The organism is Rhodococcus sp. AH-ZY2, assembly GCF_030916465.1.
Taxonomy (GTDB): Bacteria; Actinomycetota; Actinomycetes; order Mycobacteriales; family Mycobacteriaceae; genus Rhodococcus; species Rhodococcus ruber.
The window spans coordinates 2,323,470-2,348,597 of record NZ_CP126458.1 but is presented as its reverse complement, the minus strand read 5'-3'; the positions used below and the strand labels follow the sequence as shown (position 1 = coordinate 2,348,597).

The 25,128-nt window shown below is 70.3% G+C and carries 24 protein-coding genes, 1 tRNA gene and 1 pseudogene; 24 read left to right on the top strand and 2 right to left on the bottom strand.

All coding sequences use genetic code 11. The features are described from left to right. Nucleotides 1-77: 77 nt before the first annotated feature. The 20 genes and pseudogenes from QNA09_RS11835 (at nt 78) to QNA09_RS11745 (ending at nt 19,954) form a co-directional block, all read left to right on the top strand. A complete protein-coding gene (locus QNA09_RS11835) occupies nt 78-245 on the top strand; it encodes a hypothetical protein (protein WP_010596551.1) in 168 nt (55 codons plus the stop codon). 1 nt (nt 246) lies between these two features. Next, on the top strand, nt 247-1,071 hold the full coding sequence (locus tag QNA09_RS11830) for a TlyA family RNA methyltransferase (RefSeq protein WP_203010729.1): 825 nt from the start codon (nt 247-249) through the stop codon (nt 1,069-1,071). Next, a complete protein-coding gene (locus tag QNA09_RS11825) occupies nt 1,068-2,012 on the top strand; it encodes an NAD kinase (protein WP_010596549.1) in 945 nt (314 codons plus the stop codon). Before QNA09_RS11830 ends, QNA09_RS11825 begins: the two co-directional genes overlap by 4 nt. A 1-nt stretch (nt 2,013) precedes the next feature. After that, complete coding sequence (recN, locus tag QNA09_RS11820; RefSeq protein ID WP_203010728.1) at nt 2,014-3,807, top strand: DNA repair protein RecN; 1,794 nt, start codon at nt 2,014-2,016, stop codon at nt 3,805-3,807. 56 nt (nt 3,808-3,863) lie between these two features. Continuing rightward, nucleotides 3,864-5,048, top strand: coding sequence for a putative cytokinetic ring protein SteA (gene steA / locus QNA09_RS11815; protein WP_010596547.1), 1,185 nt, complete (start codon nt 3,864-3,866; stop codon nt 5,046-5,048). Continuing rightward, complete coding sequence (locus QNA09_RS11810) at nt 5,045-5,995, top strand: copper transporter (RefSeq protein ID WP_010596546.1); 951 nt, start codon at nt 5,045-5,047, stop codon at nt 5,993-5,995. The genes steA and QNA09_RS11810 overlap by 4 nt, the downstream gene beginning before the upstream one ends. A 160-nt stretch (nt 5,996-6,155) precedes the next feature. Continuing rightward, nucleotides 6,156-7,940: a CTP synthase gene (locus tag QNA09_RS11805; RefSeq protein ID WP_026138095.1), complete on the top strand. Its 1,785-nt coding sequence runs from the start codon at nt 6,156-6,158 to the stop codon at nt 7,938-7,940. 6 nt (nt 7,941-7,946) lie between these two features. Continuing rightward, nucleotides 7,947-8,573: an NUDIX hydrolase gene (locus QNA09_RS11800; RefSeq protein ID WP_048773822.1), complete on the top strand. Its 627-nt coding sequence runs from the start codon at nt 7,947-7,949 to the stop codon at nt 8,571-8,573. 4 nt (nt 8,574-8,577) lie between these two features. Further along, a complete protein-coding gene (xerD, locus tag QNA09_RS11795; RefSeq protein WP_010596543.1) occupies nt 8,578-9,495 on the top strand; it encodes a site-specific tyrosine recombinase XerD in 918 nt (305 codons plus the stop codon). A gap of 100 nt (nt 9,496-9,595) precedes the next feature. Continuing rightward, a complete protein-coding gene (locus tag QNA09_RS11790) occupies nt 9,596-10,579 on the top strand; it encodes a ParA family protein (RefSeq protein WP_238423952.1) in 984 nt (327 codons plus the stop codon). A gap of 3 nt (nt 10,580-10,582) precedes the next feature. Further along, on the top strand, nt 10,583-11,422 hold the full coding sequence (locus tag QNA09_RS11785; RefSeq protein WP_010596541.1) for a ScpA family protein: 840 nt from the start codon (nt 10,583-10,585) through the stop codon (nt 11,420-11,422). After that, entirely contained in the window at nt 11,419-12,105 is a 687-nt protein-coding gene (gene scpB / locus QNA09_RS11780) for an SMC-Scp complex subunit ScpB (protein WP_010596540.1), read from the top strand. Before QNA09_RS11785 ends, scpB begins: the two co-directional genes overlap by 4 nt. A gap of 12 nt (nt 12,106-12,117) precedes the next feature. Beyond that, nucleotides 12,118-13,149: a pseudouridine synthase gene (locus QNA09_RS11775; protein WP_017682153.1), complete on the top strand. Its 1,032-nt coding sequence runs from the start codon at nt 12,118-12,120 to the stop codon at nt 13,147-13,149. A 17-nt stretch (nt 13,150-13,166) separates the two neighbouring features. Then, nucleotides 13,167-13,829: a (d)CMP kinase gene (cmk, locus tag QNA09_RS11770; RefSeq protein WP_040269849.1), complete on the top strand. Its 663-nt coding sequence runs from the start codon at nt 13,167-13,169 to the stop codon at nt 13,827-13,829. Further along, nucleotides 13,826-15,247, top strand: coding sequence for a ribosome biogenesis GTPase Der (gene der / locus QNA09_RS11765; protein WP_017682154.1), 1,422 nt, complete (start codon nt 13,826-13,828; stop codon nt 15,245-15,247). Before cmk ends, der begins: the two co-directional genes overlap by 4 nt. Before the next feature lie 83 nt (nt 15,248-15,330). Next, nucleotides 15,331-15,404: transfer RNA gene (locus QNA09_RS11760), tRNA-Pro, on the top strand. 369 nt (nt 15,405-15,773) lie between these two features. Next, entirely contained in the window at nt 15,774-16,079 is a 306-nt protein-coding gene (locus tag QNA09_RS11755; protein ID WP_225222424.1) for a nucleotidyltransferase family protein, read from the top strand. Beyond that, nucleotides 16,069-16,230 (top strand): annotated as a pseudogene (locus QNA09_RS29180) (DUF86 domain-containing protein); the annotation flags it as partial. The gene QNA09_RS11755 and the pseudogene QNA09_RS29180, both read left to right, overlap by 11 nt. Before the next feature lie 636 nt (nt 16,231-16,866). Continuing rightward, nucleotides 16,867-19,527 carry a bifunctional acetaldehyde-CoA/alcohol dehydrogenase gene (gene adhE / locus QNA09_RS11750; RefSeq protein WP_010596534.1) on the top strand — a complete coding sequence of 887 codons (2,661 nt, stop codon included), beginning with the start codon at nt 16,867-16,869 and terminating at the stop codon, nt 19,525-19,527. Then, complete coding sequence (locus tag QNA09_RS11745; protein ID WP_059174660.1) at nt 19,517-19,954, top strand: SRPBCC family protein; 438 nt, start codon at nt 19,517-19,519, stop codon at nt 19,952-19,954. Before adhE ends, QNA09_RS11745 begins: the two co-directional genes overlap by 11 nt. 577 nt (nt 19,955-20,531) lie before the next feature. Here the strand turns inward: QNA09_RS11745 and QNA09_RS11740 are convergent. Both QNA09_RS11740 and QNA09_RS11735 read right to left on the bottom strand, forming a co-directional pair. Further along, entirely contained in the window at nt 20,532-21,500 is a 969-nt protein-coding gene (locus tag QNA09_RS11740; RefSeq protein ID WP_119699809.1) for a VWA domain-containing protein, read from the bottom strand. A gap of 24 nt (nt 21,501-21,524) precedes the next feature. Next, a complete protein-coding gene (locus QNA09_RS11735; protein WP_102030699.1) occupies nt 21,525-22,463 on the bottom strand; it encodes a MoxR family ATPase in 939 nt (312 codons plus the stop codon). A 130-nt stretch (nt 22,464-22,593) separates the two neighbouring features. Between QNA09_RS11735 and QNA09_RS11730 the strand changes: the two genes are divergently transcribed. From QNA09_RS11730 to QNA09_RS11715, 4 genes are all read left to right on the top strand, one after another. Continuing rightward, nucleotides 22,594-23,211, top strand: coding sequence for a CoA pyrophosphatase (locus QNA09_RS11730; RefSeq protein WP_017681697.1), 618 nt, complete (start codon nt 22,594-22,596; stop codon nt 23,209-23,211). A gap of 74 nt (nt 23,212-23,285) precedes the next feature. After that, on the top strand, nt 23,286-23,903 hold the full coding sequence (locus tag QNA09_RS11725) for a CDP-alcohol phosphatidyltransferase family protein (RefSeq protein WP_059174666.1): 618 nt from the start codon (nt 23,286-23,288) through the stop codon (nt 23,901-23,903). After that, complete coding sequence (locus QNA09_RS11720) at nt 23,900-24,766, top strand: DUF881 domain-containing protein (RefSeq protein ID WP_059174662.1); 867 nt, start codon at nt 23,900-23,902, stop codon at nt 24,764-24,766. The genes QNA09_RS11725 and QNA09_RS11720 overlap by 4 nt, the downstream gene beginning before the upstream one ends. Before the next feature lie 5 nt (nt 24,767-24,771). After that, nucleotides 24,772-25,128 (top strand): small basic family protein, encoded by a 357-nt coding sequence (locus QNA09_RS11715; RefSeq protein WP_003937277.1) that lies wholly within the window; start codon nt 24,772-24,774, stop codon nt 25,126-25,128.

Sequence of the window (25,128 nt, the reverse complement as noted above, 5' to 3'; positions counted from 1 at the left end):
GGCATGCACTAGCGTGGTCGATGATGAGCACGTCGATACCACGCCCAGGCGATCACCTTCCAGGCTCCCATCCGGGTATGGATCCTCGGTCGATCCACACCGATGTCGAGGGGCTGCTCACGCGTGCCCGCGACACCGCTGTCGGTGCGGCCGATCCGTCCGAGATCATCCCGCGGCAGGCGCAGCTGCTCGAACAGGCACACGACCTGCTCGTCCAGGCGCTCGCTACCGTGGACAAGATCTGACGTGGCCCGGCGAGCGCGAGTCGACGCGGAGCTGGTCCGTCGGGGCCTCGCCCGGTCCCGCGAGCACGCCGGCGAGCTGATCGCTGCGGGACGGGTCCTCGTCCACGGCACGGTCGCGACGAAGCCTGCGACGCAAGTCGATCCGGGGGCGCCCCTGTTGGTCACCGAGGTCGCCGACGAGGTGGAGTGGGCGTCACGAGGTGCTCACAAGCTGCTCGGCGCCCTCGAGGCGTTCACCGACCGGGGACTTCGGGTCGCCGGCCGGCGGTGTCTCGACGCCGGGGCCTCCACCGGGGGCTTCACGGACGTGCTGTTGCACGAGGGCGCACGGGAAGTCGTCGCCGTCGACGTGGGCTACGGCCAGCTGGTGTGGCGGCTGCAGTCCGACGACCGGGTCCGCGTGATCGATCGAACAAACGTGCGTAACATCGATGCGGACGCGATCGGGGGGCCGGTCGAGCTGGTGGTGGCGGATTTGTCCTTCATCTCGCTGAAGCTGGTGCTTCCGGCGTTCGTGCGGTGCGTGACCGCGGGCGCAGATCTGCTACCCATGGTCAAACCGCAGTTCGAGGTCGGGAAGGAGCGGGTCGGCAGTGGCGGTGTCGTCCGGGATGCGGCATTGCGGACCGAGGCGGTCCTCGACGTCGCGCGCGAAGCCCAGACTCTCGGGCTGCGTACCCTCGGGGCGGTGGCCAGTCCGCTGCCCGGTCCGTCCGGCAATGTCGAATACTTCCTGTGGCTGCGCGCCGGGCAACCGGGCCCGGCCGAGCCGGACGCGGACGTGGTCGAGCTGGTCGAACGAGCCGTGCAGGAAGGACCCCAGTGACCACAGATAGTGCAGCGCCCGGCCCGGAGCGCGCGACCCGCGAGGTCCTGCTCGTGTCCCACTCGGGACGGGTCGAGATCGCCGCGACGGCGCAGCGCACGGCGAAGATCTTCGGCGAGGCCGGCATCGGGCTGCGGGTGCTCGACGACGAGGTCGCCAGCACCGGTCTGGGTCCCCTGGCCGGACCCGAGGGCCGGGTCCGCATCGTCGAACCCGGACCGGACGCCGCCCGGGGTTGCGAGATGGTGATCGTGCTCGGCGGCGACGGCAGTTTCCTGCGCGCCGCCGAACTGGCCCAGTGCGCGACGGTGCCCGTGCTCGGAATCAACCTGGGACGCATCGGTTTCCTCGCCGAGGCCGAGACCGAGCATCTCGAGGAGGCGCTGGCACAGGTGGTGCGCCGCGAGTACCGGGTCGAGGAGCGGATGACGCTGGACGTCGCGATCCGGGTCGACGACGCGATCGTCGACCGGGGATGGGCGCTCAACGAGGCCAGCCTCGAGAACAAGTCCCGCCTGGGCGTGCTCGAGGTGGTGCTCGAGGTCGACGGTCGGCCGGTGTCGGCGTTCGGATGCGACGGAGTGCTGATCGCCACCCCGACCGGCTCGACCGCCTACGCGTTCTCCGCCGGCGGCCCGATCGTCTGGCCGGAACTCGAAGCGTTGCTGGTGATTCCCAGCAACGCCCACGCTCTGTTCGCCCGGCCCATGGTGACCAGCCCGGAATCGCTGATCGCCGTGGAGACCCTCGCCGGCAGCCACGACGGGCTGGTGTTCTGCGACGGCCGCCGCACCCTCGACCTGCCCGCGGGTGGGCGGCTCGAGGTGGTCCGCGGCAAGCATCCCGTGCGGTGGGTGCGCCTGGACTCGGCGCCGTTCGCCGACCGAATGGTGCGCAAGTTCGATCTTCCGGTGAAGGGCTGGCGGGGAAGGAGACTGTGAGGTGCTTGCCGAGATCCGGATCGACAATCTGGGGGTCATCTCCGAGGCGGGCGCCCAGTTCCACGGCGGTCTGACCGTCCTGACCGGCGAAACCGGAGCCGGCAAGACCATGGTCGTGACCAGCCTGCATCTACTGTCGGGGGTCCGCGCCGACCCTACCCGCGTCCGTGTCGGCGCCGCCCGCGCCGTCGTGGAGGGTCGGTTCTGCATCGACGCCGACGGCGGCTCGGGCGCGGAGGGCGCCGTGCCCAGCCACGTCGAGCGGGAGGTGGCGCGACTGCTCGAGACGACCGGCGCCCAGCGTGACGAGGACGGCAGCATCATCGCGGTCCGCACCGTCGGCAGCGATGGCCGCTCCCGCGCCCACCTCGGCGGTCGCAGTGTCCCGGTGGGGGTGCTCTCGGAGTTCACCGATCCGCTGCTGACCGTGCACGGCCAGAACGATCAGCTGCGGCTGCTGCGACCCGACCAGCAGCGCGCCGCGCTCGACCGGTTCGCCGGCAAGACGATCACGTCGCTGCTGTCGACGTACCAGGAACACCGCCGGCGCTGGCTGGCCGCGCGGGACGAACTACTCGAACGCACCGAGAAGTCCCGCGAACTCGCGCAGGAGGCGGACCGCCTGCGGTTCGCGCTCGACGAGATCGACGCGGTCGACCCGCAGCCGGGGGAGGACACCCGGATCGTGGCCGAGGTGCGCCGGCTCGGCGACCTCGATTCGCTGCGCGACTCCGCCCAGGGCGCACAGGCCGCGCTCGCCGGCGGCGACGGCGACGACGTGGGCGGCGCGGCGGCGCTGGATCTGCTCGGGGAGTCCCGGGCGCGCCTCGAGGCGGCCGAGGACCCCGCCCTGCGCGAGCTCGGGCCGCGGCTCGACGAGGCCATCGCCGTGGTCACCGACGTCGCGGGCGAGCTGTCCGGGTACCTGTCGGACCTGCCGTCCGATCCGGGTGTCCTCGAGACGTTGCTCGGCCGTCAGGCCGAGCTGAAATCGCTCACCCGCAAGTACGCCGCGGACATCGACGGCGTGCTCGCGTGGGCCCGCGACGCCCGTGATCGGTTGACGCGGATCGACGTGTCCGCCGATGCGGTCGCCGAGCTCGCCGCACGCGCCGACCGTGAGGCGGCCGCGACCGCCGAAGCCGCCACCGCCCTCACCGCCGCCCGCAGGAAGGCTGCCGACAAGCTCGCCAAGGCGGTGAGCAAGGAGCTCTCCGGCCTGGCGATGGGACGGGCGAGTCTGGACGTGCAGGTGCGGGACCGGGAGGCGGGACCGCAGGACAGCGCACCTCTCGAGGTCGGCGGGCGGTTGCTGCACGCCGGCACGTCGGGTGTCGACGACGTCGAGTTCCGGCTCGCCGCGCACAGCGGCGCCCGGTCCCTGCCGATCGCCCGCAGCGCCTCCGGCGGCGAGCTCTCCCGCGTGATGCTCGCGCTCGAGGTGGTGCTGGCCGGATCCGAGCGCGGCGCCACGATGGTGTTCGACGAGGTCGATGCGGGGGTCGGCGGTCGCGCGGCGGTCGAGATCGGCCGGCGCCTGGCCCGGTTGTCCCGCACGCATCAGGTCATCGTGGTCACCCATCTACCGCAGGTCGCTGCATTCGCCGACACCCATCTCGTCGTCGACAAGGTCGACGACGCGGGCGGCGTCGTCAGCAGCGGGGTGCGCACCCTCACCGAGACCGAACGAGTCGCCGAACTCGCCCGCATGCTCGCCGGTCTCGGCGACACCGAGACGGGCCGGGCCCACGCCGAGGAACTGCTCGCCACCGCGCACGCCGAACGCCGGGGCTGATCCCGCCCCGGCGCGCCTCCGTTGCCCGACCGCGGCCCGGGTTCATCATCGATGCCATGAAGATGCCGGCGCTGCTGTCACGCAATAACGAAACGTTGCCCGGAGTGAGCGGCATTGCCCGGGTCGACAAGAACCAGACCAAGCTCCTGCGTCGGGTCGGTCCCGGCGACATCGTCGTTCTCGACGCCGTCGACATGGACCGCGTCACTGCCGACGCGCTCGTCGAGGCGGGAGTGACCGCCGTGGTCAACGCCTCGACGTCGATCACCGGCCGCTACCCGAACCTCGGCCCCGAGGTGCTCGTGGCCAACGGCATCGCCCTGATCGACAACACCGGTCCCGAGGTGTTCAAGAAGATCAAGGACGGCGCCAAGGTTCGCCTGCACGAGGGCGGGGTCTATTCCGGGGAGCGGCTGCTGATCCAGGGCGAGGAGCAGACCGAGACCGAGATCTCCGACCGCATGATCGAGGCGAAAACCGGTCTGGTCGACCACCTCGAGGCGTTCTCGGGCAACACCATCGAGTTCATCCGTTCGGAGAGCCCGCTGCTCATCGACGGGGTCGGAGTGCCCGACGTCGACGTGGACCTGCGCGACCGGCACGTGGTGGTGGTCGCGGACGGACCGGACCACGAGCAGGACCTGAAGAATCTCAAACCGTTCATCAAGGAGTACTCGCCGATCCTCGTCGGTGTCGGCACCGGCGCCGACACGCTCGTCCGCGCCGGGTACCGGCCGGATCTGATCGTCGGCGACCCGGACGAGATCGGCACCGAAACCCTCAAGTCCGGCGCCGAGGTGGTGCTGCCGGCCGATCACGACGGTCACGCGCCCGGTCTCGAACGGATCCAGGACCTGGGCATCGGCGCGATGACATTCCCCGCCACCGGCGCCCCCGCCGACCTGGCGCTGCTGCTCGCCGACCACCACGGCGCCGCCCTCGTCGTCACCGTCGGCAGCACCGTCTCGCTCGACGAGTTCTTCGACCAGGGCCGCCGTGACAGCAACCCGTCGGCGTTCATGACCCGGCTGAAGGTGGGCCCGAAACTGGTCGACGCCAAGGCCGTCGCCACCCTCTACCGCAGCCGCGTCTCCGGCGGGGTGATCGCCCTGCTGGTGTTCGCCGCGCTGATCGCCGTGATCGTCGCCCTGATCGTGTCCAACCTCGGCGGCGACGTCGTGGACTGGGCCGTGCAGAGCTGGGACAGCCTCGTGGTGTGGGTGCAGGGGCTGACCGCGTGATCTCGTTGCGTCACCACGCAATCTCGATCGCAGCAGTCTTCCTCGCCCTGGCCGTGGGCATCGCCCTCGGCTCCGGGCTGTTGTCGGACAGCGTCGTCGCCGGCCTGCGCGACGACCGGTCCGAGTTGCAGCGCCGGCTGCAGGACGCCGAGGACCGCACTAACGCGCTCACCGAGCAGCTCAACGCGGCGGACGGCTTCGACGCCGCCGTGTCCGGACGCATCGTGCGCGACACGCTCGCCGGTCGCACGGTGCTCATGATCGCCACCCCCGACACCGACCCGGCGGACCTGGACGCGGTGATCCGCACCGTCGAGGCCGCGGGCGCCGCCGTGACCGGCCGGATCTCGCTGACCGAGTCCTTCGTCGACGCCGCGGGCGCCGACCAGTTGCGCACCACCGTCACCAACGTCGTGCCCGCCGGGGTGCAGTTGCAGACCGGCGCCGTGGACCAGGGCAGCCTGGCCGGCGACCTGCTCGGCGCCGTGCTGCTCGTCGATCCGGCGAACGCGCAACCGCGCAGCACCCCCCAGGAACGCGACCTCGCCCTGTCCACGCTGCGCGGCGGCGGATTCGTCGCATACGACGACGGGACCGTCGAGCCCGCGCAGGCCGCGATCGTCGTCACCGGCGACGGGGAGGCCGGGGCCGAGGCCGGCGGTAACCGCGGCGCGCTGCTGGCCCGCTTCGCCGCCGCGTTCGACTCCCGGGGCGCCGGCACGGTCCTGGCCGGACGGCCCGGCGCCGCCGTCGGCAACGGGGCCGTTGCCGTGGTGCGGGCCGACGCGGCGCTGTCGGCCGGTCTGTCCACGGTCGACACCGTCGACCGCGAATCCGGCCGTATCACCACGGTGCTGGCGCTGCAGGAACAGCTCGCCGGGGTGTCGGGCCGGTACGGAACCGGGCCCAACGCCGGCGCCGTCACCGTCGGAACCGCCGCCCGCTGACGGGGCGCGCCGCGGCGGACGGTGTGATCCCCGTCCGATCCGGGCGAGTCGTGTACGCGGGACCCGCGGCAGGTGTTACCGTGAAGTTCCGTGGGTCGTGCAGGCCCCAGTTGTTCCGTCATCAGTCCGAAGTCCTGCACCAGACGTCACGGGAGCTTCTTTGCCACAGTCACGCCACTCGCGTACCGCCACCAAGCACATCTTCGTCAGCGGGGGTGTCGCCTCCTCGTTGGGCAAGGGGCTGACGGCATCGAGCCTGGGCGCTCTTCTCACCGCGCGCGGAATGCGCGTGACCATGCAGAAGCTCGACCCCTACCTGAATGTCGATCCCGGCACCATGAACCCCTTCCAGCACGGCGAGGTCTTCGTCACCGAGGACGGCGCCGAAACCGACCTGGACGTGGGCCACTACGAACGCTTCCTCGACCGCGATCTCAACGCCGCCGCCAACGTCACCACCGGCCAGATCTACTCCACGGTCATCGCCAAGGAGCGGCGCGGCGAGTACCTCGGCGACACCGTCCAGGTGATCCCGCACATCACCGACGAGATCAAGAACCGGATCATGGCGATGGCCGGCCCCGACAAGGACGGCAACGTTCCCGACGTGGTCATCACCGAGATCGGGGGAACCGTCGGCGACATCGAGTCCCAGCCCTTCCTCGAAGCGGCTCGCCAGGTCCGCCACGACGTCGGTCGCGGCAACGTCTTCTTCCTGCACGTCTCCCTCGTGCCCTACCTGGCCCCGTCGGGCGAGCTGAAGACCAAGCCCACCCAGCACTCGGTGGCGGCGCTGCGCAACATCGGCATCCAGCCCGACGCGCTGGTGCTGCGCTGCGATCGGGAGGTCCCCGCCGCCCTCAAGGCGAAGATCGCGCTGATGTGCGACGTGGACGTCGACGGCTGCATCTCCTGCCCCGACGCCCCGTCGATCTACGACATCCCCAAGGTCCTGCACCGCGAAGGCCTGGACGCCTACGTCGTCCGCCAGCTCGGCCTGCCGTTCCGCGACGTGGACTGGACCGTGTGGGGTGATCTGCTCGACCGGGTGCACCAGCCCCGCGAGACCGTGCGGGTCGCCCTCGTCGGCAAGTACGTCGACCTGCCCGACGCCTACCTGTCGGTCACCGAGGCGTTGCGGGCCGGTGGGTTCGCACACCGCGCCAAGGTCGACATCCGCTGGGTGCCCTCCGACGACTGCGAAACCGAGGCCGGCGCCCAGGCCGCGCTCGGCGACGTGGACGCGGTCCTGATCCCCGGCGGCTTCGGCATCCGCGGCATCGAAGGCAAACTCGGCGCGATCCGCTACGCCCGCACCCGCAAGATCCCGCTGCTCGGCCTGTGCCTGGGCCTGCAGTGCGTGGTCATCGAAGCGGCCCGCTCGGTCGGCATCGCCGACGCGAACTCCGCCGAATTCGACCCCGACACCACCCACCCGGTGATCTCCACGATGGCCGATCAGGAGCAGGCCGTCGCGGGAGAAGCCGACCTGGGCGGCACGATGCGGCTCGGCTCCTACCCGGCCGTGCTCACCAAGGGCTCGGTCGTCGCGCGTGCCTACGGCAGCGAACGGGTCTCCGAGCGGCATCGCCACCGCTACGAGGTCAACAACGCCTACCGCGACCGGATCGCCAAGTCGGGCCTGACCTTCTCGGGCACCTCCCCGGACGGGCATCTCGTCGAGTTCGTCGAATACCCCGCCGACGTGCACCCGTTCTTCGTGGCCACCCAGGCGCATCCCGAGCTCAAGAGCCGCCCCACCCGGCCGCACCCGCTGTTCTCCGCATTCGTCGCGGCCGCGCTGCGGTACAAGGCCGCCGAGCGGCTGCCGGTGGACGTGCACGGCGACGACGCCGACCACGCCCTGGTCGACGGCGGCGCCGCGGCGCCGACCGTGTCCGAGGACGCCACCGTGTCCGAGAACGCCACCGCCGGCGGCAAGTAGCCGACCGTGACGCAGCGACACGAGTTCCGGACACTGTCCACACGCCGGATCCACACCGGCGCCATCGTGTCGCTGCGCGTGGACCGGGTCGCCATGCCCGACGGGCACGAGGCCGAGCGGGAGGTGGTCGAACACCACGGCGCCGTCGCGATCGCCGCGGTCGACGCACAGGATCGGCTGATCCTCATCCACCAGTACCGCCACCCGCTCGGCCACCGCCTCTGGGAGCTGCCCGCCGGGCTGCTCGACGCGCCCGGCGAGGACCCGCTCGACGCGGCCCGCCGGGAACTCACCGAGGAGACCGGCCTGGCCGCCGCCCGCTGGGACCTGCTCGTCGACCTCGCCCTGTCCCCGGGGTTCACCGACGAGGCCGTGCGCGTATACGCGGCCCGGGACCTGTCCACCGCCGACCGGCCCGACCCCGAACACGAGGAGGCGGACCTCGAGATCCGCCGGGTCCCCGTCGACGAGGCCGTCGCCATGGTGCTCGGCGGACAGATCGTCAACGCCACCGCGGTCGCCGGAATCCTCGCTCTCGCCGCCACCCGCCGCGACGGGGCCCTGCGTCCCGCCGACGCCGAGTGGCCCGACCGGCCCCGCGCCCTGCTGCGCACCAAGAGCCTCGGGAACTGACGCCGTGCTGGCCCGACAGCTCGACGCCTACCTCGACCACCTCACCGTCGAACGCGGGGCCGCCCCCAACACCCTCGCCTCCTACCGCCGCGACCTCACCCGATACCTCGAACACCTCACCGACCTTGGCATCGCCGACCTCGCCGAGGTGCGCGAGGAACACGTCGGCGACTTCGTCACCGCGCTGCGCCGCGGCGACCCCGAACGCGGCAGGCCCGCCCTCGCCGCGAGCTCCGCCGCCCGAGCCCTCGTCGCCGTGCGCGGCCTGCACCGCTTCGCCACCACCGAAGGCCGCACCCCCGTCGACGTCGCCCGCGCCGTCAAACCCCCCGCCGCGGGCCGGCGCCTGCCGAAGGCCCTGCCGGTCGCCGACGTATCGGCCATCCTCGACGCCGCAGGCACCGGTGCCGACGGACCCCGGGACCTGCGCGACCGGGCGCTGCTCGAACTGCTGTACTCCACCGGCGCGCGCATCTCCGAGGCCGTCGGCCTCGACGTCGACGACCTCGACACCACCCACCGGTCGGTGCTGCTGCGCGGCAAGGGCGGCAAGCAACGCGTCGTACCGGTCGGCCGCCCCGCACTGGCCGCCGTCGACGCCTATCTGGTCCGCGGCCGCCCCGCCCTGGCCACCGGACACACCCCGGCCCTGTTCCTCAACGCCCGAGGGGGCCGACTGTCCCGGCAGAGCGCCTGGCAGGTACTGCAGACCGCCGCCGGCCGGGCCGGAATCACCGCCGCCGTCTCCCCGCACACCCTGCGCCACTCCTTCGCCACCCACCTCCTCGACGGCGGCGCCGACGTGCGCGTGGTGCAGGAACTCCTCGGCCACGCCTCGGTGACCACCACCCAGATCTACACGCAGGTCACAGCCGGTGCGCTGCGCGAAGTATGGGCCGGGGCCCACCCCCGCGCCCGGTAGCCACCACGGCGGCAGGGCGTGTCCACGGCGCCATCGCACCATCCGAAGCGGTAGCGTTGACCCGACAGCCGAGCGAGCAGGACAGGGGGAGCAGGGGACAGTGGCGACACCACAACCGCCCGCAGCGGACACAGCGCCCGCGGCGGACACAGCGCCGGCCTCGCAGCACGCCCTGCTCCACGGCCGCCCCGACGTCGACGCGGCCCACACCGACCCGGACCCCACCCACACCGCGGAACCCGAAGCCGAACTCGGCCCCACCGGACGACCCCGCCGGTACGTCCCGGAACCGCAGCCGCTGCCCGGTCACGGACCCGCGAAGATCATCGCGATGTGCAACCAGAAGGGCGGGGTCGGCAAGACCACCTCCACTATCAACCTCGGCGCCTCCCTCGCCGAATACGGCCGTCGCGTCCTGCTCGTCGACCTCGACCCCCAGGGCGCCCTGTCCGCCGGACTCGGCGTCGCCCACCACGACCTCGACCTGACCGTGCACAACCTGCTCGTCGAACGCGGAATCTCCGTCGACGACGTCCTACTGCACACCCGGGTCGAAGGACTGGACCTGCTACCGAGCAACATCGACCTGTCCGCCGCCGAAATCCAGCTCGTCTCCGAGGTCGGCCGCGAACAAGCCCTCGGCCGAGCCCTGTACCCCGTCCTCGACCGCTACGACTACATCCTCGTCGACTGCCAGCCGTCCCTCGGCCTGCTCACCGTCAACGCCCTCGCCTGCGCCGACGCGGTCATCATCCCGATGGAATGCGAGTACTTCAGCCTGCGCGGACTGGCCCTGCTCAACGACACCGTCGACAAGGTGCGCGACCGGCTCAACCCCAAGCTCAGCCTCGCCGGGATCCTCGTGACCATGTTCGACTCCCGCACCCTGCACGCCCGCGAGGTGATGTCCCGCGTCGTCGAGGTCTTCGGCGACCTCGTCTACGACAGCGTCATCGCCCGCACCGTCCGGTTCCCCGAAACCAGCGTCGCCGGCGAACCCATCACCACCTGGGCGCCGAAATCCGCCGGCGCCGAGTCCTACCGGGCCCTGGCCCGCGAAGTGATCCATCGCTCCGGCCGATAACCCGTGACCGTGGACAACCCAGGCCCGACCCCACCGGATCCGGCCCAGCCCGCCGCGACCCCCGCGGGATTCCAAGTACGACTGCGCAACTTCGAAGGCCCCTTCGACCTGCTGCTCACCCTGATCTCCCAGCACCGCCTCGACGTCACCGAAGTCGCCCTGCACGAGGTCACCGACGAATTCATCGCCTACACCCGCGCCCTCGGCCCCCGGATGGGGCTCGACCAGACCACCGAATTCCTCGTCGTCGCCGCCACCCTGCTCGACCTCAAGGCCGCTCGCCTCCTGCCCTCGGGCGACGTCGACGACCCCGAGGACCTCGCCCTGCTCGAGGCCCGCGACCTGCTCTTCGCCCGCCTGCTGCAGTACCGCGCCTTCAAACAGATCGCCGACCGGTTCGCCGAGTTCGAAGCCGCCGCCCTGCGCCGCTACCCCCGCACGGTCGCACTCGAACCGCAGTACGAAAACCTGCTGCCCGAGGTCGTCCTCGGCGTCGACGCGACCCGGTTCGCCGAGATCGCCGCCGCCGCCTTCCGGCCCAAACCGCCCCCGCGCGTCGGCCTCGACCACCTCCACACCCCCCGCGTCTCCGTCCCGGAACAGGCCGCCCGCCTGCTCACCCTGCTGCGCGCCCTCGGCGCCGGCACCTGGGCCACCTTCGGTCACCTCGTCGCCGAATGCGACAACGGCCTCCAGGTCGTCGCCCGGTTCCTCGCACTGCTCGAGCTCTACCGCGAACGAGCCGTCACCTTCGACCAACCCGAACCGCTCGGACCGCTGCACGTGGCCTGGACCGGTGAGAACGACGACACCGTCACCACATTCGAGGAGGACTACGGGTGAGCAGCGCCACACCGGACCCCGATGCGCACGGACTCGACGCGGAACTGCTCGAGATGAGCGACGACGAACTCGCCGCCGCCCTCGAAGCACTGCTGCTCGTCGTCGACACCCCCGCACCCAACGCCCAGCTCGCCGACGCGATCGGCGTCACCGCCACCCGCGTCGAGACCACCCTGCACCGCATGGCCGCCGACCTCGACGCGCGCGGCTCCGGCATCGACCTGCGCTACGCCGGCGACGGCTGGCGCTTCTACACCCGCCGCGACTACGCCCCCTACGTCGAACGACTCCTGCAGGGCGGCGCCCGCACCAAACTCACCCGCGCCGCCCTCGAGACCCTCGCCGTCGTCGCCTACCGCCAGCCCGTCACCCGCGCCCGCGTCAGCGCGGTGCGCGGCGTCAACGTCGACGGCGTCATGCGCACCCTCCTCGCCCGCGACCTGATCGCCGAGGACGGCACCGACCCCGAGACCGGCGGCACCCGCTACGTCACCACCGAACTGTTCCTCGAACGCCTCGGACTGGCCTCCCTGCACGATCTGCCGCCGCTCGCGCCACTGCTCCCGGACGTCGATGTGATCGACGACATCAGCGAAAGTCTCGAGGCCGACCCACGATTTGCGAGAATGGGAAGGAACCCGCGCACCGAGGTCCCCTCGCCCGCGCCGTTCGATCCCGATTGAGACAGGAAAAAAGTGCACAAGCCCGCTCGCCGTGATGGCACACCGGACCGCAGAAAGACCAACTCCCGCGCAGGGAATCCACCCCGCGAACGCCGGGGCGAACCCGCCGCCCGCGCGGCCACATCGAAGCCCGCCGCCGGCGCGGCCACACCGAAGAAGGCACACCGCAAGGGCGACACCCCGCTCAACAAGCGCGGCCGTCCCGCCGCCCCCAAGCCCCAGGCCCAGCGCCCCGCGGCCCTGCCCAAGATCAGCAACGCCAGACCCGCCCGGCACCAGCACGCTGCCGAACGCCCGCAACTGCCCGCCGGCGAAGGCGTGCGCCTGCAGAAGGTCCTCGCCCAGGCCGGAGTCGCGTCCCGCCGGGCCGCCGAAGAACTCATCGCCGCCGGCCGCGTCGAGGTCGACGGCGCCATCGTCACCGAGCAGGGCCTGCGCGTGGACCCCGAGAACGCCGTGATCCGCGTCGACGGCATCCGCGTCGTCGTCGACAAGGACCTCGTCCACCTCGTGCTCAACAAGCCCCGCGGCTGGCAGTCCACCATGTCCGACGACCTCGGCCGCCCCTGCGTCGGCGACATCGTCTCCGAACGCGTCGCCGCCGGCCAGCGCCTCTTCCACGTCGGCCGGCTCGACGCCGACACCGAAGGACTGCTGCTGCTCACCAACGACGGTGAACTCGCCCACCGGCTCATGCACCCCTCCTACGAGGTGACCAAGACCTACCTCGCCACTGTCAAGGGCGTCCTTCCGCGCGGCATCGGCAAGCAGCTGCGCGCCGGCGTCGAACTCGACGACGGCCCCGCCAAGGTCGACTCCTTCGCGCTCCTCCAGGTCAACGAGGGCCAATCCCTGGTCCGCCTCGAACTGCACGAAGGCCGCAAGCACATCGTGCGCCGGTTGCTCGACGCCGTCGGCCACCCCGTGATCCGCCTCGTGCGCACCGACATCGGCCCCGTCGCGCTCGGCGACCAGCGACCCGGCACCCTGCGGGTGCTCGGCCGCAAGGAAGTCGGCGGCCTCTACCAGGCGGTGGGCCTGTGAGCTCGCTCGTCGTCGCCATGGACGGTCCCTCGGGCACCGGCAAGTCCACCGTCTCCAAGCGACTCGCCCAGCTCCTCGGCGCGGCATACCTGGACACCGGCGCCATGTACCGCGTCGCGACCCTGCACGTGCTGCGTGCGGGTGCGGACCTGACCGATCCGGTCGCCATCGCCGCCGCCACCGAGCCCCTGCCCTGGTCGATCGGCACCGACCCGGAGGCCGAGGACATCCGGCTCGCCGGGGAGGACGTCCGCGAGATCATCCGCGGTGCCGAGGTCACCGGCGCCGTCTCGGCCGTGTCCGCCGTCCCCGCCGTCCGCCGGACCCTCGTCGCAGCGCAGCAGCGCATCGGCCGCGACGCGGGGCACATCGTCGTCGAGGGCCGCGACATCGGCACCGTCGTCTTTCCCGACGCGGATGTGAAGATCTACCTCACCGCCTCCGCCGAGGCGCGGGCACAGCGGCGCAACCAGCAGAACATCGCCGAAGGCCGCGGCGACAACTACGAGGCGGTGCTCGCCGCGGTGCAGCGCCGCGACCACCTCGACTCCACCCGCGCGGTGTCCCCGCTGCGCGCGGCGGACGACGCGATCGTCGTCGACACGAGCGAGATGGACATCGACGAAGTGATCGCCGCGCTCGCCGCCGTGGTCGCCGAACAGACGGGAGCGACCCTGTGAGCGAGGACGTGACGGAATTCACCGGCGACGGTACCTGGTCGGAGGAATCGGACTGGGACCTCGAGCTCGCCGGGGCCGCCGAACTCGAAGAGTTCGTGCCCGTGCCGACGGTCGCCGTGGTCGGACGCCCCAACGTCGGCAAGTCCACCCTGGTCAACCGCATCATCGGCCGCCGCGAAGCGGTCGTCGAGGACGTGCCGGGCGTGACCCGCGACCGCGTCTCGTACGAGGCCACCTGGAACGGCCGCCGATTCATGGTGCAGGACACCGGGGGATGGGAACCCGACGCCAAGGGCCTGCAACAATCCGTCGCGCGACAGGCAGAGATCGCGATGCGCACGGCCGACGCGATCCTGATCGTCGTCGACGCCACCGTCGGGGCCACCGCCGTCGACGAGGCCGTGGCCAAGGTGCTGCGCCGGTCCAAGACGCCGGTGCTGCTCGTCGCGAACAAGGTCGACGACGACCGCGTCGAGTCGGAGGCGGCGGCACTGTGGTCGCTGGGCCTGGGGCAGCCGTACTCGGTCTCGGCCACCCACGGTCGCGGCACCGGCGACCTGCTCGACGAACTACTCGCGGTGCTGCCGCGCACCCCGCGTGAAGGCACCGGGGGACAGGGGCCACGTCGCGTCGCACTGGTCGGCAAACCGAACGTCGGCAAGTCCAGCCTGCTCAACAAGCTGGCCGGCGACGAACGATCCGTGGTCCACAACGTCGCAGGCACGACGGTCGACCCGGTGGACTCCCTCGTCGAACTCGGCGGCAAGACCTGGCGGTTCGTGGACACCGCCGGTCTGCGCAAACGCGTCAACACCGCCTCCGGCGCCGAGTTCTACGCCTCGTTGCGCACCCGCGGCGCCATCGAGGCCGCCGAGGTCGCGGTGTTGCTGATCGACGCCTCCGAACCCATCACCGAGCAGGATCAGCGGGTGATCTCGATGGTCGCCGACGCCGGCCGCGCCCTCGTCATCGCATTCAACAAGTGGGACCTCGTGGACGAGGACCGACGTTACGAGCTGAGCCGGGAAATCGAACGCGACCTGCTGCGCGTGCCGTGGGCGGCGCGCGTGAACATCTCCGCGAAGACCGGCCGCGCCGTGCAGAAGCTCGTGCCGGCCATGGAGACCGCCCTCGAGTCCTGGGACAAGCGCATCTCCACCGGCCGTCTCAACACCTGGCTCAAGGAGGTCATCGCCGCTACTCCGCCGCCCATGCGCGGCGGCCGCCTGCCCCGGGTACTGTTCGCCACCCAGGCCGGCACCCGACCGCCGACCTTCGTGCTGTTCACCACCGGCTTCCTCGAAGCCGGCTACCGCCGCTTCCTCGAACGGCGGCTGCGCGAGGAGTTCGGCTTCGAGGGCAGCCCGGTGCGGATCTCGGTGCGCGTGCGCGAGAAGCGGGACCGCCGGAGCAAGTAGCGTCCGCAAGTGCCGTGACCAGGCGATTGGTGAATCGGTCCGTCCCTGTTGTAATCTCAACGAGCGCTCGACGAGAGCGCGGACGGGCTGTGGCGCAGCTTGGTAGCGCACTTGACTGGGGGTCAAGTGGTCGCAGGTTCAAATCCTGTCAGCCCGACTTTCTGGGGCCTGACCTGTTCATACAGGTCAGGCCCCTTTTTCGTCCCCACCGCGGCTCCGTCGAACGACTGCAAGGTTGGGACGCTGGGGACCAGAAGGCGGCGCTGCCGCGCCGTCCTCGGGCCGTCCCAACGCGAGGGGAGTGGTACCAAGTGGCTCCCGCCCCCTGGACCCCTGGACACGGATCAACCTCGACGGCCAGCCGTTCTGTCTCACGCAGCTTCGGCGGCCGTCGAGGTCGCTCCGGAACGATTTGGCGTGCCCCTCGAGAGCGTCAGCCCCCCGTCCCGCGGGCAGAATTGTCGGGTGCCGATGCATGACGTGCCAGACTGGTGCAAGTCGACTCCGGGAGGGGAAGGAGAGCGTCATGGCTGGGCCTCTCGTGCTTGATCGCGCGGCGATCGCCGAGACCTGCGAGCGGTACGGCGTGAAGCGGCTGGTCATCTTCGGCTCGGCCGTCACCGAACGTTTCAACGAGTCGACCAGTGATGTCGACTTCCTCGTCGAGTTCCGCGACGACGTCGCGAACCGCTTCGACGCCTACTTCGGTCTCAAGGAGTCTCTGGAAGCCCTGCTCGACCACCCGGTCGATCTTGTCTCTCCCGTTGCCCTGGAGAATCCCTACTTCGCTGCGTCGGTCGAGGAGAACGGGCACGAGGTCTATGCGGCCTGAGGCGCCGGGGCTGCTATGGGACGCCCGTAAGGCCGCACGGCTGATCGCCCAGTTCGTCGCGGACCGGACATGGCACGAGTACGAGAGCGACGCGATGCTCCGCTCAGCAGTTGAGCGACAGTTCGAGATCATCGGCGAGGCGCTCAACAGGCTCAGCCGTCTCGACCCGGACACCGCCACCCTGATCCCGGACCTGCCGCGGATCGTCGCCTTCCGGAACTGCTCATCCACGGGTACGCCGTCATTGACAACGAGCTCGTCTGGGAGGTCGCAACGACGCGCGTCAGGGACCTGGCCGCGCTACTTGGACGGCTCCTCGGCGAAGACGAAACCGCATAGCGACGGGGAGGCGGAGCCAGCGGCCGAGGCGCTGTGCCACCGGGGACCCGGCGGGGACCAACGCCACGTTCGACCACTCGATTTCACGCCTGAACGACCGACAGCGACAGACAAGGGCAGACGACTACAGACAGTCGGTTCACGCTCAGGTCCTCGAGCCCCGGCTGGGGGTCAAGTGGTCGCAGGTTCAAATCCTGTCAGCCCGCCCGACGAACGAGGCGGTCCCGGATTTCCCGGGGCCGCCTCGTTCGCGTCTGCACATCCCTTCCGGCACACCGCGCCGTTCCACCCGGGCAACATTCGTTCCCCGGCGGCGGGACAGGTCCGCGAATGGCCCACGGTCAGGGTCCAAAGACCGCAGTCAACCCCCTGCGCCGCGAGTACTGTCGCGAACAGAAGCCGCGGCCACACCGAGGCACGACGGGCATCTCCAGTACGAGGAGACAACATGACCGAAACCCGGATCGGAACCGGATCCCAGGCCGTCAACAGCTCCGGCGACGCAGCCACAGCGCAGACCACCCCCGCCGTCGATGCCGGCCCGGTCCGGCACGAGCAGGTCGACGCGGTCGTCGACACGGCAACCGCGGCAGCGGCCCAGTTCCGCATACTCGACCAGCAGCAGGTCGATGCGATCGTCGAAGCCATGGTGCGGGCCGGCATCCGGGCGGCCGCGGAACTCGCATCGGTGGCGATCGAGGAGACCGGGTTCGGTGTCTTCGAGGACAAGGTAGTCAAGAACTACGTGGCCACCGAGTTTCTCTACGACTACCTCAAGGACAAGAAGTCCGTCGGAGTCATCGAGGAGAATGTCGAACACAGCATCGTCCGTATCGCCGAACCCATCGGCGTCGTCCTGGCCATCACCCCGGTCACCAACCCCACCTCCACCGTGCTGTACAAGGCGATCGTCGCCGCGAAGACCCGCAATGCCGTCATCTTCCGACCGTCGCCGTTCGCCGTGCGGTCGTGCGAACGCACGGTGGAGATCCTGCGCGCGGCGGCTGAAGCCGCCGGCATGCCTCCCGGCGCGCTCCAGGTCATCCCCGACGCCGCTCACGAAGTCACCCATTACCTGTTCAAGCATCCGAAGGTCGACTTCATCTGGGTCACCGGCGGGCAGAAGATCGTCGCTCTCGCCAACGCCGCCGGCAAGCCCGCCCTCGGTGTGGGTCCAGGCAACGCTCCCATCTACCTGCACCGCACGGCCGACATCAGGGGCGCCGTCGTCGACATCCTCATCTCGAAGACCTTCGACGCCTCCGTGATCTGCCCCGCCGAACAGACCTGCATCATCGACGACGAGATCTACGACGCCACCGTCGCGGAGTTCGAGCGGATGGGGGCGCACCTGCTCACGGACGAACAAGCGGAGGCGATCGCCGAGTTCGCGTTCGGCTGCGGCGACAAGGTCAACCTCGCCGCGCTCGGCCAGCAGGCTCCCGAACTCGCCGCCCGGGCGGGTTTCACGGTGGATCCCGCGGTCAAGGTGCTGCTCGCGCCGCTGCCGTCCGACCTGGACCGGCTCGCGGCGCACCCCCTGGTGCAGGAGAAGCTGATGCCGGTCCTCGGCCTCGTGCGCGCCCGCGACGTCCAGCACGGCATCGACGCCGCCGTCCTCGTCACCGAACACGGCGGTCTCGGCCACACTTCCGCCATCTACGCCACCGACCCGGCCGTGATCGACGCCTACGGCCTGGCCGTGCGGACCGGCAGGATCCTCGTCAACGCCCCGACCGCGGTAGGGGCCCTCGGCGGGATCTACAACAACCTCACGCCCACGTTCTCGCTGGGCTGCGGCACGTGGGGCGGGTCGAGCACCACCGAGAACGTCAACTACCAGCAACTGCTCAATATCAAGACCGTCGCGCACCGCCGCACCCCGCCGCAGTGGTTCCGCGTACCGTCGAACACCTTCTTCAACGCAGGGGCCCTCGAGAACCTCCGGGAAGTGCCCTGCACCAGCGTCGTGGTCGTCACCGACGCGCTCAGTGAACAGCGGGGAGTGGTCGACGAACTGCGCGCCCACCTGCGCGCCGAACACGTCAAGGTGTTCAGCGAGGTCGAGCCGGAACCGGACGAGGCCACCATCCGCCGCGGAGTCACCCTGCTGGAAGGAAATCCGCCGGACCTGCTCGTCGCCATCGGCGGTGGGTCGGTGATCGACGCGGCCAAGGCCATCCGGCTGTTCTACGAACACCCGGAGAAGGACCTCGCCGAGCTGAGCCTGCCGTTCCTCGACCCGCGCAAGCGCATGGCGGACTACCCCCAGGATCCGCACAAGCTGCGGCTGGTGGCAATCCCCACCACCGCCGGCACCGGTTCGGAGGTCTCACCGGCGGCCGTCCTCACCGTCGCCGGCCGCAAGGAGACCCTGGTCGACTACTCCCTGGTTCCGGACATGGCGATCGTGGACCCGATGCTCACCCTCTCGATGCCACGCACATTGACGGTCGACACCGGAATCGACGCCCTCACCCACGCGCTGGAGGCGGTGGCCTCCATCTTCGCCTCGCCCTACACCGACGCGTTCTGTGTCCAGGCCGCGCGCTTGATCTTCGAGGCGCTGCCGCGGGTGTACGACGATCCGGACGATCTGGCCGCGCGCACCGACATGTCCAATGCCGCCACCCTTGCCGGTCTCGCATTCTCGAACGCGTTCGTCGGCACGAACCACGCGCTCGCACACTCCGTCGGCGCCAGGTTCGGGATCGCCCACGGCCGGGTGAACGGCGTGTTCCTACCCCACACCCTTCGCTACAACGCCGGCCTGCCGACCAAGTTCATGCCGGCCCCCGGCTATTCCGCGTACGTCGCGCCGGAGAAGTACGCCCAGCTCGGACGGATCGTGTTCGGTGGGCACGATCCCGAGGAGAGCCGCCGCCGGCTGTTCCAGGGCGTCGAGGACCTGCTCCGTCGCATGCAGGTGCCGCGCACGCTGAAGGAGATCGGCGTCCCCGAGGAGGAATTCGTCACGGCGCTGCCGGAGCTGGCGATGAACGCGTTCCAGGATCTGAGCAATCGTACGAACCCCCGGATGCCGCTCATCAGCGAGATCACCGAACTCCTGCGCCTCGGCTACTACGGGGACGGCGAGCATGCCCACTGACAGCGCCACCAAGACGATTCAGGTCGACGCACCCCTGGAGACCGTGCTCACGACCATCCGTGACATCGAGAGCCAGACCGAGTGGATTCCCGAGATCCTCGAGGCCGAGGTGCTCGAGGCCGAGGAAGGGACCGGACTTCCGCACACCGCCCGGTTCAAGGCGTCGGCCACCGTCGGCACCGACAGCTACACCCTCACCTACCGGCACCGCGACGACGGCATGAGCTGGACGATGCTCCAGGGACGCCTGCAGACCGGACAGGAGGGCCGTTACCACCTCGTCGCGGTCGGTCCCGACCGAACCTCGGTGACGTACGAACTGACGATCCATCACAACCTGCCGCTGCCCGGCTTCCTACGGAACCGAGTGATCAAGGGCCTGGTCGACAGTACCCTCACCGGACTGAAGAAGCGCTTGGAGAGCTGAACGGGGAAAGGGGAGGGCAGCAGCGCCCGCAGACGCGTCCCGCCGGCCGCGTAGGGTGCCACCCGGATCCGCTCCCGGCGCCTTCCACGAGCCCGCGGTCGGTCACCGACGGCCCCCTCCGGGGACGCTCGCGGCCTAGAAGCCCTGCACGCCGCGCCCCTGCACGCCGCGTCTGCCGAGAACGGATCCCGGGCCCTATCCGGTCGTCCCGGCGGTAGCCGGACCGTGGCACGTCCTGGGACATCTGCCGGGAGTTGTAGCTGCCGACGAGACGTCCGGCATGGGCGGATGCCGATGCGGGGGAGGGCCGGGTAGGTCACGCCGCGCAAAGCCGGGCGGTGCATGGCGAGTCGTCTCGTGGAGGCACGTTCTCCCGTCCGTTCCTGCAGAACGCGGACCGTCGGGAGCAGCAAGGACCCACCGTCCCATTTCGGATCTCACGGAACTCTAGTGTTTTCAGGAACAAGCGGGGCCGGCGACATGTACAGAATCCGACGCGGACGGAATCGCATAAATTACCGAATTCCCCAGCTACGTAGCACTCCAATCACGGGCAAGACACGCACGGACCGGCCTGTCAGGCGCCGAATGCACGCGAGATCGCTGCAGCGACATCCCGGTGTCCACGGATGGGCAGGGCGAATCCCCTCCCGGACCGAGCGAGGTCGCGGGCGGTGAGCAGATCGTGTTCACCGGAGATGTCGGCGAGCACGTCGAGCCGGGGGAGCCGGCCGGCCGCGGTCCTCGGATCGGGCCCGGCATTGTGCACGCAATCCGACAGAAGCAGTACCCGTCCCTCGTCCGCAGGTACGTCCCGCAGCTGACCCCCCGCCACGTCGAGCGCGAAGCCGACGTTGGTCAGACCCTTGCTCGGGATCCGGAGCAGCAGGTCCACGAGCGCGGCAGGGGAGACCGGCTCCCCTAGGGCACTGAGAACGGCGGCTTCGGACCAGAAGGCCACCACGGCCAGATCGTCGTGTCCGAGTTCGCCGGCCACGGCACCGACCGCGGCCGCGGCGGTGCGGATGCGCTCGCCGCGCATGGAACCGGAGATGTCGACGACCAGCACCACTTTCCGGCGATCGCGGATCCGATCCCGCATCACCAGATCCGTGGACCGTGCGAACGGGTCCTCGGCAAGTATCTCGACGGTGCGGTCCAGGTCGAGTTCCTCGGCACCGTCCTGATACGGCAGCGTCCGGAGCCTGCCGAGGCCCCTCCGCGGCGCACGACGATGTCGTGGGCGCGGCACGGACAGCCGCGCAGCAATCTCGCGTGCCCGGCGTCGGACCTCGGCGTCCGCGACCGGACCGGAGGCATCGAGATCGGCCAGCGGCAATACCTCGGCCGGCTCGTCGGTCTGCCCGGGTCCCGCGCCGACTCCCGATCCGGGGGTACGTCCGGCTCGATGCGGGCCACCCACCATCACCAGACCCTGGCCGCCACCGCGGTGCTCGTACAGGGCCGGGTCGACCGACAGCTGCTTCGGTCTGCGCCGGAACGGCTTTCCCCGGCCGGTGGAGTGGCGCTGAGCACGATGGTGCACGGCGCCCTCGGCGGGGACGGACCTTCAACCGGGGGCGGCGGCAGCAGGACGGAGAAGGAAATGGTCCTGCCAGATCTCCCGCAGGACCGCTTCGGGCGTGGTTTCGGAGACCTCGTCGACCGCGATCCGTCCGGACAGCGCCACCAGCAGCGCGTCGAGCACAGCGCCGGTGTACTCCACCGGAAGATCCCGCGGTGGATCGGTCGAGTCCGGCAGATCGTCTGCAACCCCCCGCATGTCGAACAGTTGCATGGCGACCAGGGTCAGGTCGATCGCGCCGCGGACGCTGGACCCACCCCGCAGATCGGGGTGCTCTCGCGTGGCACGGGTGAGCGCTACCGCGTCGGCGACGAGCCGTGCCGACCCACATCCGGTTCGCCGGACGACGATCTCGTGTTCGGCCTGCGTGTCCTGATAACCCACCGACAGTCGGCAGAACCGGTCGTGCACGCTCATCGACAGTCGGACGGTGCCGATGTTGTCGAACGGGTTCATCGAGGCCACCACGCGGAACGCCGGATCGGCGACCACCGTGCCCACCCGCGGCACCGTGATCCGCCGTTCCGCCATCGCGGTCAGCAGGCTGTTGAGTGTGTCCTCGGGCGATCGGTTGAACTCCTCGAGGTAGAGCACTCCACCGTCGCGCATCGCCGCCACCAGCGGTCCGGGCACGAAGTTGTCCTCGTGGTAGCCCTCGGACAGCACCCGTGCCGGATCGTGATAACCGACCAGGCGCGCCGGCGTCAGGTCGGCGTTCCCCTCGACGAACATCAGCGGACTGCCGAGCTCGGCGGTGATGGCCCCGAGCAGGGTGGACTTGCTGGTCCCCGGCGGACCCTCGAGGAGCACGTCGCGGCCTGCCCCGATCGCGGCGAGCAGAAGATCGGTTTCCCGGACGCGGCCCACCACCCGCTCCGCGACTCCCCGCCGGACCTCTGCCATCGATCGGATGGTGCGCTGCATGCTCACGTCCTCGTGTACCCCTGGATCTGTTCGTTTCGTCGAACAACTATGCATCGGCCGGGCACGCCGAACGGACCGTTTCGGGGATCCATGCGCAGAATCGCAATTCCTACCGCCTAGTGTCGGTGCCATGACCGTCCGGAATCCCCTGGACCCGAGCGAGGTCGGGTCGGCACTCTCCGCGTTCGAACCCCGTTTCCTGCCCCTGGACGGCCGGCGTCACGCCGCGGTGGTCGTCGCCGTGCTCGACGACGGGCACGGCAACCCGGTCGTGCCGCTCACTCGCCGCCCCACGCGCCTGCGATCTCATCCCGGTCAGTTCGCATTGCCGGGCGGACGCCTCGACGACGGGGAGACCCCCGACGTGGCCGCGCTGCGCGAACTGCACGAGGAACTCGGACTGCGCGCTGATCCCGGCGGCATTCTCGGCCGGCTGGACGACTACATCACCCGCTCGGGCTACGTCATCTCGCCCTACGTCGTGTGGGTGGATGCGGCGATCGGCGATCTCGTCCCCAACCCGGACGAGGTTGCCGCCCTCTATGCCGTCACCGAGTCCGAACTCGACAGCGAGCCCCGGTTCGTCACCATCCCGGAGTCGGACAAGCCGGTGATCCAGTGGCCGTTCCGGGGTCATCTCGTCCACGCACCGACCGCGGCGGTGATGTACCAGTTCCGTGAAGTCGTGCTCCACCGCCGAAGCACCCGCATCGACGACCTGGAACAGCCCGTGTTCGCGTGGAGGTGAGCGGTCGCACGGGCAGCGGCGGCGTGGGGTGTGCAAGGCTGTCGGGACCGACTCCCCGAACGACAGGACGGATGATGAACGACGCGACGACGACCGGTACGCCGGCTCGATCCGACCGCATCGTCACCGTCCCCAACGTGCTGAGTGTCGTCCGCCTGGCTGGAATCCCGATCTTCCTCTATCTGGTCCTCGTCCGGCATGCCGACGGGTGGGCGCTCGCGGTTCTGATGCTCAGCGGGATCACCGACTGGGCCGACGGCAAACTCGCACGGCTGCTCGATCAGGCGTCGCGACTCGGGGCGGTGCTCGATCCGCTCGTCGACCGCCTCTACATCGTCACGACTCTTCTCGCGCTGGTGGCCCGGGGCATCGTGCCGTGGTGGATCGCCGTTCTTCTGATCGGCCGGGAGATGGTGCTCGCCCCGACCCTGGCCGTCTATCGACGCCGCGGTCTGCCGCCACCGGAGGTGCTGTACCTGGGCAAGGGCGCCACGTTCCTGCTCATGTTCGCGTTGCCGCTCCTCTTGGCCGCGCAGGCGCTTCCCGCCGCCGGCGACGTCCTCGAACCCGCGGGGTGGGCCGCCCTCCTCTGGGGCACTGCCCTCTACGTGTGGACGGGCGCGCTCTACCTGCTGCAGGCGGTGCAGACGGCTCGAGCGGTGCCCGTGTCCGGAGGGCCTGCCACCGGATGAACCGCAACTGGGAGCAGATCCGCCGCAACCCCGTCCCGTCGCTGCTGAAAGCGCTGCTCGAGGACCATCTCGATCCCGGGTACACCGGCGCGGCGCGCGACCGCGCCGCCGGCCACTCCCGCCCGACCCGCACCGGCATCGGGGCGTGGCTCGTCCTCGGTGGTCTGCTTGCCGGCCTCGTCCTCGGCGTGGCATACGCCCAGAACATCGAGCGCGAATCCGGGACGGAGCAGGCGCGCGACGACATCCTCGCCACCGTCCGCGCGACCGAGGACCGCAACGACGCACTCGCGGCCTCCCGCGACGACTTGTCCACCGAGGTGGAACAGCGCCGCATCGCGGTGCTCGCCGACGACGAACAAGGGAGGGCGGTGCTCGACCGGCTCGCCCGCGCAGAGGACGACGCAGCGTCGACGCCCGTGCACGGGCCGGGAATCACGGTCACCCTCGCCGATCCGGCGTCGCGTCCCGACCTGACGGACTCGGCGGAGAAGGACCGCGCCCGCAGCGCCTCGGTGATTCTCGACCGCGACCTGCAGTCGGTCGTCAACGCGCTCTGGCGCAGTGGCGCCGAGGCCGTCGCGATCAACGGGGTCCGGATCGGTCCGGGTGTCACCGTCCGTCAGGCCGGTGGAGCGATGCTCGTGGACAACAGGCCGGTCTTCTCGCCCTACACGGTCTCCGCCGTCGGGTCTCCTGCCGAGTTGCAGACCGGGTTCGTGGTCAGCGATGCCTACCTGCGCATGGCGGGGGTGCAGCAACTCTACGAGGTAGGTTTCACCATCGCGGACGCGGCAGACCTGGCGCTGCCGGCCGCCACGGTGCGCGATGTCGCAGCGGCACGGGAAACGGGAGAGCGGTGAGGACTGTGGTGACCAAACGCGGATATGCCCTCTACGCGGTGCTGGCCCTCGGTGTGGGCATCGTGGTGGGCGTGATCGTCAGTCCCCAGGTTCCGGACGTGGTCCAGCCCTACCTGCCCATCGCGGTCGTCGCGGCGCTCGACGCGGTCTTCGGCGGCCTGCGCGCCTACCTGGACGAGATCTTCGACGCCAAGGTGTTCGTCGTCTCCTTCGTCTTCAACGTGCTGGTCGCCGCACTGATCGTCTGGCTCGGTGACCAACTCGGGGTGGGCACCCAACTCTCCACGGCGATCGTCGTGGTTCTCGGTATCCGGATCTTCGGGAACGCATCCGCACTGCGCCGCAGGCTGTTCGGGGCGTAG

Bases quoted from the DNA above. Each gene is read 5' to 3' on its own strand.
- QNA09_RS11835 (WP_010596551.1), top strand. From the start codon at position 78: ATGGATCCTCGGTCGATCCACACCGATGTCGAGGGGCTGCTCACGCGT.
- steA (WP_010596547.1), top strand. From the start codon at position 3,864: ATGAAGATGCCGGCGCTGCTGTCACGCAATAACGAAACGTTGCCCGGA.
- cmk (WP_040269849.1), top strand. From the start codon at position 13,167: ATGGACGGTCCCTCGGGCACCGGCAAGTCCACCGTCTCCAAGCGACTC.
- QNA09_RS11755 (WP_225222424.1), top strand. From the start codon at position 15,774: ATGGCTGGGCCTCTCGTGCTTGATCGCGCGGCGATCGCCGAGACCTGC.
- adhE (WP_010596534.1), top strand. From the start codon at position 16,867: ATGACCGAAACCCGGATCGGAACCGGATCCCAGGCCGTCAACAGCTCC.
- QNA09_RS11745 (WP_059174660.1), top strand. From the start codon at position 19,517: ATGCCCACTGACAGCGCCACCAAGACGATTCAGGTCGACGCACCCCTG.
- QNA09_RS11735 (WP_102030699.1), bottom strand. From the start codon at position 22,463: ATGCAGCGCACCATCCGATCGATGGCAGAGGTCCGGCGGGGAGTCGCG.
- QNA09_RS11730 (WP_017681697.1), top strand. From the start codon at position 22,594: ATGACCGTCCGGAATCCCCTGGACCCGAGCGAGGTCGGGTCGGCACTC.
- QNA09_RS11725 (WP_059174666.1), top strand. From the start codon at position 23,286: ATGAACGACGCGACGACGACCGGTACGCCGGCTCGATCCGACCGCATC.
- QNA09_RS11720 (WP_059174662.1), top strand. From the start codon at position 23,900: ATGAACCGCAACTGGGAGCAGATCCGCCGCAACCCCGTCCCGTCGCTG.